Source organism: Ferrovibrio terrae (genome assembly GCF_943371255.1).
Lineage (GTDB): Bacteria > Pseudomonadota > Alphaproteobacteria > Ferrovibrionales > Ferrovibrionaceae > Ferrovibrio > Ferrovibrio terrae_B.
Genome location: NZ_CALRUC010000127.1, coordinates 1 through 12,237, shown reverse-complemented (window position 1 = coordinate 12,237; position 12,237 = coordinate 1). Strand labels below are relative to the sequence as shown.

Below are 12,237 nucleotides of genomic sequence, written 5' to 3'. Positions count from 1 at the left end.
GCCTTCAAGCCGCGCACCGCGCAGATCGACGCCGTTCAGATTGGTGCCGGCCAGCTGCGTATAGAACATGCGCCCGGTCGGCCGGCCATCAGGCGTGGTGAGTTCCGCGCCGATCAGCTGCGCATTGCGGAGGGTGGCGGCGGCCAGATTGGCTTCACCGAAGATGGTGCCGGCGCAAACCGCCTCATCGAAATTGACCCGTTGCAGGTCGCAGCGGGTGAAGTTGGTGAAGGTGAGCTGGGCGCAGACAAAATACGCGTCGACAAGACCGGCATCAGTGAAATCTGCGCCGCGCAGGTCGCAGCCGGAGAAATCGGTGCCGCGCAGCCGGCGGCCGGAAAAGTTGGCGCGTTCGCCCTCGCTGCCGCCGGTGGCAATCCAGCGTGAATGGCTGGCCAGAATCGCCTCGATCTCGCCATGCATGACGGCATTGGCGCTGCGCATCGCCGCACCGATCAGATTGGCACCGGTGACATTGACGGCGCTGAGATCGACATTGCGCAAGTTCGCGCCGCGCAGATCGGCGCCTTTCAACTTGGCGCCATCGAGCTTGGCGCCAAGCAGATTGCACTCTTTCATTTTCGCTTCGGTAAAATCCGCACCGGTGAGATCGGCACCGGCAAGATTGACGCCATAGAGATTGGCCCGGGCAAAGCTGGCACCGCGCGCCGAGGCGACGGCCAGATCGGCTTCCTCAAGCTGGGTGAGCGACAGGTCGGCGCCATCGAGATCAGCACCGCGCAAGGTGGTGACCTGGCGCCGGTTGCCGCCCTTGTCCTGGATCTGCATCTGGCCCGGACGCATATCAGCCTGGCGCAGGCAGGCGCCGCGCAGACTGGCGCTGTGAAAATTGGCGCCGCGCAGATCGGCACGGTCGAGCTGGGCGTGGTTCAGGTCGGCCGCGGCGAAATCGGCGGCGAAAAGGTCGGCGCGGCGCAATGCGGCATTCGCCAGGCTGGCCCCGACGAAGCGGCAGGCCGCCAGCACCGCGTCATCCAGCGGCGCGCCATCCAGCACCAGCCAGGAAAAATCCTCATCCCGCCGTTTCATGCGTTCGCCGCCCTGGCGCTGCGCCAGATAGGCGGCATGGCGCGACAGGGCGTTGATCAGACTGGGGGGCGGTAAATGGCGGTCGGTCATCGTGGCCTTCTGTCAGCCCTGACCTTCTGTCAGGGATGCACCGCAAGCTTAACGGGGCGTCGCCGCAGCGCCAACGGATATTCCGCAGAATTTACGGGTTTTCTCAAGTCGAATGGCAGGCAGCAGCTATTCGGCCGCACCGCTGAGGCCGACGCAGTCGCGCAGATCGGCACCGGAGAAATTGGCACGGCCGAGCTTGGCCTTGCTGAGATCGATATGGTCCAGCACGGCACCGCGCATGTCGGCGCCGGTCAGATCGACATCGATCATGATCGGATACAGCGTGCGGCCGGTCGACTGATGGCTGGCACTGAACAGGGGGGCACCGACCAGCTTTGCGCCCCGGAAGGTTGCCTCGGACATATTCGCGCTGGTGAAATTGACGCCGCCGAGATCGGCCTGGTCGAAATTCGCCTTGTTGAGGTCGGCGCCCAGGAAACTGGCGAACAACAGCTGCGCCGAGGAGAAGTCAGCCGCCTTGAGATCACAGCCATGCAGCTCGGCGCCACGCAGGTCGCAGCTGGAGAAATCGCAGCCGGCCAGTTTCTTGCCGTTGAAGATGGCGCGCGAACCTTCGGCGCCGCCGGTGGCGATCCACCGGCTGTGAGCATGCAGGATCACCTCGATCTCGGTCGGCAGGTTGGCTGCCTTGCGATAGGTGGCGCTCGAGAGATCGACGCCCTTGAGGTTGACCTTGGTGAGATCGACATTGCGCAGGTTGGCACCGCGCAGATCGGCGCCCTGCAGCAGCGCGCCTTCGAGGCGCGCGCCAATCAGGTTGACATCGCGCAGGCGAGCCGAGGTGAGGTTGGCGCCCGAGAGATCGGCGCCGGCCAGGTTGACGGCAAACATGCTGGCATTGGCGAAATTGGCGCCAGTGGCAGAGGAGACCGACATATTGGCTTCGTCGAGCTGGGCCGAGCGCAGGTCGGCGCCATCCAGCTTGGCTTCCGAAAGATTGGCCGACTGCGACTTGGTGCCGCCGCCATCGACAACAATCTGCCCCGGCCGCAGATCGGCCTGGTTCAGCGAGGCGCCGCGCAGCAGCGTCTTCATCATATTGGCGCCACGCAGATCGGCACGATCGAGGATGGCGCCAGACAGGTCGGCGCGCATGAAATCGACTGCGAACAGATCGGCGCGCCGCAGCTCCGCTTTCACCATCGAGCTGCCGCTCAACAGGCAGCGCGAAAGCACTGCATCATTCAGCTTGGCATTATCCAGACGTAAAAACGAGAAGTCCTCGCCACGGCGCTGCAGGCGCTCGCCTTCGCTGCGCCCGGCGGCCCAAGCGGCATGCCGAGACAGGGCATTGATCAGCTGTTGCGGGGGAAAACGAAGTTCAGGCATACAGTGTCATAATTCCTGGAAATCTGCCGAGATCAATCTATCGCTAGATTAACGCACTGACTCATTCTTGCTGCAAGAGTATTTGTATCCGACCTTAGCAGGCAGGGCCTGACGGGCGGGAGTGAAGAGCTGATAACCCTGAAAAGTGTTAACGCCGGCGCGCTGATTCAGCGCTTGATGCCCAGGCAGTCGCGCAGTTCGGCACCCTGCAGATTGACGCCTGGCATTTTTGCCTCGCCGAAATCGATCCCTTCCAGCGTGGCGCCGCGCATGTCGGCGCTGGTGAGGTCAGCAGCTTCGAAGCGCGGATAGATGGTCTTGCCGGTGCGCTGGTTGCGCGCATTGTACAGATCGACGCCAACCACGCGGGCGCCACGCCAGCGGCTGGCGGCCAGCCTGGCGCGCACGAAATTGGTGCCGCCCAGATCCGCCATGTCGAAATTGGCTTTCGACAGGTTGGCATCGATGAAACTGGCAAACATCATCTGCGCATTGGTGAAATCGGCACCTTCCAGCGAGGTACCGTGCAGTTCGGCGCCGCGCAGATCACAACCGGAAAAATTGAGCCCATCGAGTTTCTGGCCGCTGAGCACCGCACGCACGCCCTCGGCGCCATTGGTGGCGATCCACAGGCTGTGCGCCTTCAGTATCTCTTCAACATCCTCAGGCAACTGATCGCCCTTGCGATAGATCGCGCCCTGCATCGACACGCCATCGAGATCGACCTTGCTGAGATCGATGTTGCGCAGGTTGGCACCGCGCAGATCAGCGCCCTTGAGCTTGGCGCCGGCCAGATTGGCCCCGATCAGATTGGCATCCTTGAGCTTGGAGCCGGTCAGGTTGGCGCCCGTGAGGTCGGCGCCGGCCAGATTGACGGCGAACAGGCTGGCATTGGCAAAACTGGTCCCGGCGGCCGATGCCACGGCCAGACTGGCCTGGTCGAGCTGGGAATGCTTGAAGTCGGCCCCGTCGAGCTTGGCGCCATCGAGATTGGCATTGACCTGTTTGCTCTCGCTGGTCTCGGCGATCATGATCTGGCCCGGCCGCAGATCGACCTGGCTGAGCGAGGCATTGCGCAGAATGGCGCGGCCCATATTGGCGCCGCGCAGATCGGCGCGATCGAGCACCACGCGGGTCAGGTCGGCATTCTGGAAATCGGCGCAGAACAGATCGGCGCGGCGGAGCTCCGCACCTGCCAGGGAGGCATTGCCGAAACCGGCGCGCGACAGAATGGCATCATCGAGCTTGGCGCCGTCGAGCTGCAGGTTCTCGTAATGCACACCGCTTTGTTGCAAGCGTGTACCGCCCGGACGACCGGCCAGGAAGGCGGCGTGGCGGGAGAGGGTTACCTGAACCTCATGCGGCGGTAAATTACGATCGACCATAGCGTTGAACATGGCAATTACCCGGTCACCGGGTAGTTACTGAACGCTAGTATCTCACAATCCTACGCGCAACCCATAACTGTAATTGTGACGAATTCTTACTATCACTATTTTTACAAGCTATCCCAGAGGTTTAGCCCGGGTACCCTGGCGCAGCCCGGTGCGCATACCGGTGCAGTGGCGCAACTCCGTGCCGGCAATATTCACTTTCTCGAAAATCGAGCTGGCAAAATCGACACCCTCGATCACCGCACCACGCAGATCGGCGCCCGTGAGATCGGCGTTGTCGAAGCGCGGAAAGATGGTTTTGCCGGTGCGCTGGTTGAGCGCGTTGAAGATTTCCACCCCGACCAGCTGGGCCGCGCGGAAGGTGGCGCCCAGCAGGAGGGCGCCTGAGAAATTGGCGCCGCCCAGCGTCGCCTGATCGAAATTCGCCTTGCGAATATCGGAGCCGACAAAGCTGGTGAACAGCAACTGGCTCTTGGTGAAATAGGCGCCGGCCAGATTGGTGTCGTGAAACACGGCGGCGCGCAGGTCGCAACTGGAAAAATCAACGCCGGGCAGCTTCATGTTGCTGAACACCGCGCGTTCGCCGCTGAGGCCGTTGGAGGCGATCCACTTGCCATGCGCCAGCAGTTTTTCCTCGATTTCGGCCGGCAGCTTGGCACCGCGATAGATCGCGCCCTGCATCATCGCGCCGGTGAGATCGGCATTGCTCAGGTCCACGCTGCGCAGATTGGCGCCGCGCAGGTCGCAGTTCGCCAGCTTGGCGCCATCAAGGTTGGCACCGACAAAGGTGGTATCCTTGAGCTTGGCGCCGGAAAAATCGGCGCCGGTGAGATCGGCGCCGGTGAGATTGACGGCAAACAGCGATGCGCCGACAAAAGTGGCATTCATCGCGTTGGCATTGCTCATATTGGCCTGGTCGAGATGCGCATGGCCGAGATTGGCCTCTTCCAGGTTGGCGCCGGACATATTGACCGGCACATCCTGCTTTTTCTCGCGTTCGGTGCCGTCTTCGTCCTTGATATGCTGCATGATCTGGCCCGGCCGCAGATCTGCCTGCTTGAACGAGGTCTGCTTGAGCGTCGCCATCAGGAAATTGGCGCCGCGCAGATCGGCACGATCGAAGGTTGTTCCGGTGAGATCGGCACGGGTGAAATCACTGCCGAACAGGTCAGACCGCAGGAACTTCGCCTCTTTCAGCGACGAGCCGGCAAAGCTGCAGCCGGGCAGGATCGCATCGTCGAAGGCCGCGCCATCAAGACGCAGATCGGCAAAATCCTCACCCCGGCACTGCAGGCGTACACCGCCGGGCCGACTGGTCAGATAGGCGTTATGGCGCGACAAGGCCCAGACAACGGGCTCCGGCGGTATCCGCGCGGACATGGCAAGATTTCGGTTTGCAGTTGGACTAAATGGTGACAGTTCGATAAAGCAGTGTAGAGAAACCGTTTCGACATCGCCATGCTTTTGTCAGCGAATCAAGACGTTAAACAGGCTTCCCAGAATCTTTAGCAACCGCTAGTGTTATTGCATTCAACAGGGGAATGCGTCGATGGCGTCCGCCAAACTGCGAACGGGCAAGGCCGGCAAAAAGGCCGTGGGACAGAGCAAATCCGGAAAAGCCAGCGATGATAAAGGTGACGCCAATCGTCGCCGGTTTGATCGGCGCGATACCCATATCGTCGCCCAGCTGATTCACAACGACACTGCCGTGAACGGCATGGTGACCAACCTGTCGCTGGAAGGCTGCCTGTTTGCGCCGCGCATGGAGATCCCGGTCGGCGCCCGCATCAAGCTGAAACTGGCCGGCGAGCAAAAAGGCGTGCCCGCCACGGTGAAGGCCGTAAGCGATCTGGGTGTGCATTGCCTGCTGCATGCCGGCGGCGCCACGCTGGGCCGCCTTTCGGTGGAAGTCGACGACATGGCGCTGCTGATGCTGAATGCCAGCCGCCCGCATGTGGTGGCGCCGAAGCCCGCAGCCGCCCCGGCCACGAAGCCGGCCGCCAGGAAAAAAACCGCTGCCAAGAAGAAACCGGCGGCAAAGAAAGCAGCCACGCCGAAAAAGCCTGCAAAGAAACAGGCCGTGAAAAAGAAACAGGCTGTGAAGAAAAAGGCCGCCAAGCCTGCAGCAAAGAAAAAGCCGGTGGCGAAAAAGAAAGCCGCCAGCAAGAAACGCCGGTAAGGCTCAGGCCGGCACCACCTCGGCCACCGACCACTGCTGCGCTGCCTCAGTAGCGAAGACCAGGATGCTGTCCTTGCCCACCGCCACGGTCTCGGGCACCGCTGCCGCCCTGCGTTCGAGCCGGATCTGCGCGGTATTCACCGGCAGGCCGTAGAAGCGCGGACCATTGAGCGAGGCAAACGCCTCCAGCCGGTCGAGCGCGTTTTCCTCGGCGAAGACCTGCGCATAACATTGCATGGCGGTCGGCGCATTGAAGATGCCGGCACAACCACAGGCGGCTTCCTTCAGATGCACGAAATGCGGCGCCGTATCGGTGCCGAGGAAGAAGCAGGCCTCGCCCGAAACCGCCGCCTTGCGCAGCGCCAGGCGATGGGTTTCACGTTTGGCGATCGGCAGGCAGTAGAGATGCGGCCGCACACCGCCCTCGAAAATCGAGCTACGGTTGATCATCAGATGATGCGGCGTGATGGTGGCGGCCAGCTGCGGCGCATGGGCGCGCACGAAATCGGCAGCCTCGGACGTGGTGATATGCTCCAGCACCACCTTCAGGCCGGGGAAATCCTTGAGCAGCCTGCCCAGGATGCGCTCGAGGAAAACCCGCTCGCGGTCGAAGATATCGACGCTGTGATCGGTCACCTCGCCATGCAGCAGGATCGGCATGCCGATCTTTTCCATCATCGCCAGCACGCCATGGATGCGCGTGATATCGGTGACCCCGTGTTGTGAATTGGTGGTGGCACCAGCCGGATAGAGTTTGGCCGCGACCCATATTCCGCGTTTGAAGCCATCGGCGATATCGGCCGGATCGGTGTTGTCGGTGAGATAGGCGGTCATCAGCGGCTGGAAACGCGACCCGGCCGGCAAGGCGGCGAGGATGCGCTTGCGATAGGCCTCGGCCAGGACCGTGGTGGTGACCGGCGGCTTCAGGTTCGGCATCACGATGGCACGGCCGAACTGGGCGGCGGTATGCGGCAGCACAGCGGCCATCACCTCGCCGTCGCGCAAATGCACATGCCAGTCGTCGGGCTGGCGGATCACGATGGCGGTGCTACTGGTCATAAGAGGCCTCAAATCTGGTTCCGACTCATTACGCCATCCGCGCACGGCAGGCCAGTCCTGCCCGCAATTCCCGGTTTCATTTCTGCACCAGCGGGCCTTCCCGCTTGCCTGACCCGCGCCGACCGGCCGATATAGGTGGGCCGCCGCCGGAGGAACCCATGGCCGACCTGCTTTACCTGGACGACCTGAATATCGGCCAACGCTTTGCCAGCATGGGATCGCTGATGGTGGAGGAAGCCCGCATCAAGAGCTTCGCCGCCGAATTCGACCCGCAACCCTTTCATCTGGACGATGCCGCGGCGAAACCCACCCTGTTCGGTGGCCTGGCCGCCAGCGGCTGGCATACAGCGGCGATGACCATGCGGCTGGTGACCGATGGCGGCATACCGATTGCCGGGGGCATCATCGGCGCCAGCGGCGAGCTGTCCTGGCCGAAGCCGACGCGGCCGGGTGACGTGCTGAAGGTTTCTGCCGAAGTGCTGGAGATCACGCCGTCGAAATCACGGCCCGACCGCGGCATGATCACCATGCGCATCGAGACGCAGAATCAGAACGGCGAGGCCGTGCAGGTGTTCACCGTGAAGATGGTGGTGCCGCGCAGGACGACGGCCGCTTAACCCTGCGCCTTCACCCTCTGGCGGAAGGCATGCAGCAGCGGCTCGGTATAACCGTTCGGCTGGCTGATGCCTTCGAACACCAGCGCCCGCGCAGCCTGGAATGCCAGGCTGTTGTCGGGATCGGTGGCCATCGGGCGATACAGCGGATCGCCGGCATTCTGCGCATCCACCTTGGCGGCCATGCGCTTGAAGGCGGCTTCGGCCTGCTCCTTCGTGCAGATGCCATGCAGCAGCCAGTTGGCCATATGCTGCGAGGAAATGCGTAACGTCGCGCGATCTTCCATCAGGCCGATATCGTGGATATCGGGCACCTTGGAACAGCCAACGCCCTGATCGACCCAACGGACGACATAGCCGAGAATCCCCTGGGCGTTGTTGTCGAGTTCGTCCTTCACATCCTGCTCGGAGAAATTCTGCCCCGTGGCCAGCGGAATTGTAAGCAGGGCATCGAGCGGCGGCAGCGGCTGTTTTGCCACCTCGGCCTGGCGGCCGAACACATCGACGACATGATAATGCGTGGCATGCAGCGTGGCGGCCGTCGGGCTCGGCACCCAGGCCGTGTTGGCGCCGGTCTTCGGATGTCCCACTTTCTGTTCCAGCATGTCGGCCATGCGGTCGGGCGCCGCCCACATGCCCTTGCCGATCTGCGCCTTGCCGGACAGGCCGCAGGCGAGGCCGATGGCGACGTTGCGCTCCTCATAGGCCTTGATCCAGCTCGATGCCCGCATCTCGGCCTTGCGCACCATCGGCCCGGCCTGCATCGAAGTGTGCATCTCATCGCCGGTGCGATCCAGGAAGCCGGTGTTGATGAAGATGATGCGATGCCGCACGGCATGGATACAGGCGGCCAGATTGGCCGAGGTGCGGCGTTCCTCGTCCATCACACCGACCTTGATGGTGTAGCGCTCCAGCCCGAGCAGGTCTTCGACGGCATCGAACAGGCGGTCGGTAAAGCCCGCCTCTTCCGGGCCATGCATCTTCGGCTTGACGATGCAGACCGAACCGGCGCGGCTGTTGACGAAACGGCCCTTGCGCTTGAGATCATGCAGCGCGATCAGGCTGGTGACGATGGCATCCAGGATGCCTTCCGGCACTTCCTTGCCATCGGGCAGATGGATGGCGGGGTTGGTCATCAGGTGGCCGACATTGCGCACCAGCAGCAGCGAACGGCCGGGCAGTGTGAGCACACCACCGCCGGCAGCGGTGTATGTCCGGTCGGCTTCGAGCGCGCGGGTCATGGTCTTGCCGCCCTTCTCGAAACTGGCCTCGAGGTCGCCCTTCATCAGGCCGAGCCAGTTGGCATAGGCCGCGACCTTGTCTTCGGCATCGACCGCAGCGACCGAATCTTCCAGATCGACAATGGTGGTGAGCGCCGATTCCAGGATCACATCGGCCAGGCCGGCCGGATCGCTCTTGCCAATCGGATGCGCGCGGTCGATGACCAGCTCGATATGCAGGCCGTTATGCTTCAGCAGTACGGCGGTCGGATTCGCCGCATCGCCGCGATAGCCGACAAAGGCGGCGGCATCCTTCAGCGCCGGGCTGAGCGTGCCATTGGCAATCGACCAGCCCGTCACATCCGTATGGCTGCCCGTGGCCAGCGGCACGGCGGCATCGAGGAAGGCCTTGGCTTTACTGATAACCTTGGCGCCGCGCGCCGGATCGTAGCCCTTCTTCTCACCCGCCTCATGCGGGATCGCATCGGTGCCGTAATAGGCATCATACAGGCTGCCCCATCGCGCATTGGCGGCATTGAGCAGGAAGCGCGCGTTCAGCACCGGCACCACCAGCTGCGGCCCGGCCATGCGGGCGATCTCATCATCCACCCTGGTGCTGTCGATCCTGAACGGTGCCGGCTCGGGCACCAGATAGCCGATCTCTTTCAGGAAAGCCTGATAAGCCGCAGCATCGAAACCCTGGCCTTTGCGCTGCACATGCCAGGCATCGATCTTCGCCTGAAGCTGGTCGCGCTTGGCCAGCAGGCTGCGGTTCTCCGGCGTGAAGCGGGCGAAGATCGCAGCCACGCCCGACCAGAAGGCGCCGGCCTCGAGTCCGGTGCCCGGCAGGGCGCTGTCCTCGATGAAGCGGGCGAGGTCTTCGGCAACCGTGAGGCCGGCCTTGGTGACGGTCTTGGTCATGACGTTTCCTGCGGTTTTCTGAAAAGCGCCGGCAGGCTAGCAGACCCGGCATTCATTCTGTAGATGAAAAGAATTGAACGCAGTCGTTCTATGTGGGAAATAATGACCATGGACAGGGAATACGAGCTGTTTGCCCGGGTGATCGAGACCGGCAGCCTGGCGGCGGCGGGCCGCACGCTGAACCTGTCGCCGGCCATGGTCTCGAAGCGGATCGCGGCGCTGGAGGAGCGGCTCGGTGCCCGGCTGCTGCACCGGACCACGCGCAAGCTGGCGACCACCGAGGCCGGCCAGCGGTTTTATGAACGCGTGGTGGAAATCCTGGCCGCCTCGCGCGAGGCGGAGAATATCGTCACCGGCGTCACCGGCGCGCCTTCGGGCCGCCTGCGGCTTACTGCGCCAACCTCGTTCGGCCGGTTGCATGTGGCGCCGCATCTGAAACCCTTTCTCGACACCTGGCCGCGGCTGGAGGTCGAGCTGGATCTGTCGGACGGCTATGTCGATCTGGTGGTCGAGCGCATTGATCTTGCCATCCGCATCGCACCGGCGATCGAGGCCGGCCTGACCGGGCATCGGCTGGCGCCGAACCGCCGCGTGCTCTGCGCCAGCCCGGACTACTTAAAGAAATATGGCGCGCCGGCGCGGCTGCAGGATTTGCGGCGCCATCGTTTCCTCGCCGCCGCCGCTCAGCTGCCGTGGCGACTGCAGAGTAAAACCGGCACCGTGCTGGTGCAGGGCGAAAGTGCCGTGCGCACCAATTCCAGCGAGGTGGTGCGCGAACTGGCGATTGCCGGGGTGGGCATCGCCCTGCGCTCGACCTGGGATATCGGCAACGAATTGCGCAGCGGCGCCCTTCAGGTCGTGCTGCCCGAGCATCCCGGTGCCGCCGATGTCAGCATCTTCGCCGTGCATCCGGTGACCAATTTCGTGCCGGCCGGCGTGCGTGCCTTCATCGATCATCTGCGCAGCATCTATGGCGACGAGCCTGGCTGGGACCGGCAGCTGAAATCCTAGCGCCGCGTCTCCAGGCCATGCGGGCTGGCGCGATAGCCGGTCAGCGTCTTGTCGGCATGGGCCAGCCGCCAGTTCAGCATCTTCTGGGCATATTGCATGATCTGCGGCGCATAGGCCGGATCACCGGCCAGATTGTTGAGCTGGTCCGGATCTTTCTTCAGATCGAAGAACAGCGGCGGCAAGGCGGCGCAATGCACATACTTGTAGTCGTCGTCCTGCACCACGGCGAGCGAGCTTTCATCCATCGCCGTGCCCAGCACGCCTTCCGGCTTGGAATAGAAGATGTCGCGGAAATCGAATTCATAATGCACTTCGGTGCGCCAGTTGGCCGGCACGGCACCATAGGTGAAATCGAGCAGCGAACGGCCGTCGCACTGGCGCGGAATCTCGGCGCCGATCCAGTCCAGGATGGTGGGCATGGTATCGACCGTTTCGGTGTAGCGGTCGATGATCTGGCCGCGCGTCGATTCGGCGGCGCGGTCCGGGTTGCGGATGACCATCGGGATGCGGAAGCTGGCATCGAAATAGGCCAGCTTGCCGAGCAGGTAGTGATCGCCGAGCTGCTCGCCGTGATCGCAGGTGAAGATGATCAGCGTGTCGTCCCACTGGCCGCTCTGTTTCAGATAATCGAAGACGCGGCCGAGATGATCGTCGATCTCGGTCATCAGGCCAAAGTATGTGGCGCGCATCACCCGCACCTCCTCCTCGGTCATCGCCGAGCCGAGCGCATCAGCGCCCTGGAAGAAGCCGCGCTGATTGACATTGTCGATATAGAACTTGTGCAGCGGATGGCTGGCTGCCGCCGCCTCCACCGTGGCCGCACGCACCGGCGGCGCCATGTCGGCCGGGTCGTACATGCTGTTATAGGGCTCGGGCGCGATGAAGGGCGGATGCGGCCGGTAATAGCCCAGATGCAGGAACCAGTTGCGATTGCTGGCGCCGTTCAGATAGGTGAGCGCGCGTTCGGTGAACCAGGCGGTATCGGACAATTCCTTCGGCAGCGAACCCGGTTCACGCGTGGCGCCGGGCTTGCCGGCCTGCGGACGCCAGACATCCTCCGGGTTTTCCGGCAGGTCGTGGCCCTTGGAGGCCATCCAGGCGAAATAGGCCTCCTTGTAGGGCTCGAAGGCACCGACCGGGCGGAAACCATCCATGATATCGCCCAGCACGAAAAAGCGCGGATCGTTCGGCCCCGTCGTGCGCGGATCGGGCGTCGTGGTCGTGTAGCCGATCAGGGCCGGGTCGTAGCCGCTGCGCCGCAGTTCATGACCGAGATTGGTGAAGCGGGAATCGAGCGGGATGGTGTTCTGCACCGCGCGATGGGTCATCTGGTAGAGACCCGTCAGCAG

Annotated in this window: 10 protein-coding genes; 3 read left to right on the top strand and 7 right to left on the bottom strand. The window is 63.1% G+C overall.

Going from position 1 to position 12,237, the window contains the following annotated elements; translation table 11 throughout:
- From AAG799_RS19820 to AAG799_RS19805, 4 genes are all read right to left on the bottom strand, one after another.
- Positions 1–1,140, bottom strand: a 1,140-nt coding sequence (locus AAG799_RS19820) for a pentapeptide repeat-containing protein (RefSeq protein ID WP_341898594.1), incomplete at its 3' end; no start/stop codon positions are given.
- Positions 1,141–1,266: 126 nt separating this feature from the next.
- A complete protein-coding gene (locus tag AAG799_RS19815) occupies positions 1,267–2,490 on the bottom strand; it encodes a pentapeptide repeat-containing protein (protein WP_341898592.1) in 1,224 nt (407 codons plus the stop codon).
- 167 nt (positions 2,491–2,657) lie between these two features.
- Positions 2,658–3,887: a pentapeptide repeat-containing protein gene (locus tag AAG799_RS19810; protein ID WP_341898591.1), complete on the bottom strand. Its 1,230-nt coding sequence runs from the start codon at positions 3,885–3,887 to the stop codon at positions 2,658–2,660.
- A gap of 108 nt (positions 3,888–3,995) precedes the next feature.
- Positions 3,996–5,264 carry a pentapeptide repeat-containing protein gene (locus tag AAG799_RS19805; RefSeq protein WP_341898590.1) on the bottom strand — a complete coding sequence of 423 codons (1,269 nt, stop codon included), beginning with the start codon at positions 5,262–5,264 and terminating at the stop codon, positions 3,996–3,998.
- A 169-nt stretch (positions 5,265–5,433) separates the two neighbouring features.
- Between AAG799_RS19805 and AAG799_RS19800 the strand changes: the two genes are divergently transcribed.
- Positions 5,434–6,063: a PilZ domain-containing protein gene (locus AAG799_RS19800; protein WP_341898589.1), complete on the top strand. Its 630-nt coding sequence runs from the start codon at positions 5,434–5,436 to the stop codon at positions 6,061–6,063.
- A gap of 3 nt (positions 6,064–6,066) precedes the next feature.
- On the opposite strand, the gene pyrC is transcribed toward AAG799_RS19800, so the two are convergent.
- Positions 6,067–7,122: a dihydroorotase gene (pyrC, locus tag AAG799_RS19795; RefSeq protein ID WP_341898588.1), complete on the bottom strand. Its 1,056-nt coding sequence runs from the start codon at positions 7,120–7,122 to the stop codon at positions 6,067–6,069.
- A gap of 158 nt (positions 7,123–7,280) precedes the next feature.
- Here pyrC and AAG799_RS19790 point away from each other — a divergent pair, with 158 nt between their 5' ends.
- Positions 7,281–7,739 (top strand): MaoC family dehydratase, encoded by a 459-nt coding sequence (locus AAG799_RS19790; RefSeq protein ID WP_341898587.1) that lies wholly within the window; start codon positions 7,281–7,283, stop codon positions 7,737–7,739.
- Here the strand turns inward: AAG799_RS19790 and AAG799_RS19785 are convergent.
- Positions 7,736–9,877 (bottom strand): malate synthase G, encoded by a 2,142-nt coding sequence (locus AAG799_RS19785; RefSeq protein WP_341898585.1) that lies wholly within the window; start codon positions 9,875–9,877, stop codon positions 7,736–7,738. The genes AAG799_RS19790 and AAG799_RS19785 overlap by 4 nt on opposite strands.
- Before the next feature lie 102 nt (positions 9,878–9,979).
- Between AAG799_RS19785 and AAG799_RS19780 the strand changes: the two genes are divergently transcribed.
- The gene (locus tag AAG799_RS19780; protein ID WP_341898584.1) at positions 9,980–10,888 is read left to right on the top strand and encodes a LysR family transcriptional regulator; all 909 of its coding nucleotides are present in this window, start codon (positions 9,980–9,982) and stop codon (positions 10,886–10,888) included.
- Here the strand turns inward: AAG799_RS19780 and AAG799_RS19775 are convergent.
- On the bottom strand, positions 10,885–12,237 hold a 1,353-nt coding region (locus tag AAG799_RS19775), incomplete at its 5' end, for an alkaline phosphatase family protein (protein WP_341898583.1). The genes AAG799_RS19780 and AAG799_RS19775 overlap by 4 nt on opposite strands.

Coding starts and splice junctions, on each gene's coding strand:
- AAG799_RS19815 (WP_341898592.1), bottom strand. CDS start 2,490: ATGCCTGAACTTCGTTTTCCCCCGCAACAGCTGATCAATGCCCTGTCT.
- AAG799_RS19805 (WP_341898590.1), bottom strand. CDS start 5,264: ATGTCCGCGCGGATACCGCCGGAGCCCGTTGTCTGGGCCTTGTCGCGC.
- AAG799_RS19785 (WP_341898585.1), bottom strand. CDS start 9,877: ATGACCAAGACCGTCACCAAGGCCGGCCTCACGGTTGCCGAAGACCTC.
- pyrC (WP_341898588.1), bottom strand. CDS start 7,122: ATGACCAGTAGCACCGCCATCGTGATCCGCCAGCCCGACGACTGGCAT.
- AAG799_RS19790 (WP_341898587.1), top strand. CDS start 7,281: ATGGCCGACCTGCTTTACCTGGACGACCTGAATATCGGCCAACGCTTT.
- AAG799_RS19800 (WP_341898589.1), top strand. CDS start 5,434: ATGGCGTCCGCCAAACTGCGAACGGGCAAGGCCGGCAAAAAGGCCGTG.
- AAG799_RS19810 (WP_341898591.1), bottom strand. CDS start 3,887: ATGTTCAACGCTATGGTCGATCGTAATTTACCGCCGCATGAGGTTCAG.
- AAG799_RS19780 (WP_341898584.1), top strand. CDS start 9,980: ATGACCATGGACAGGGAATACGAGCTGTTTGCCCGGGTGATCGAGACC.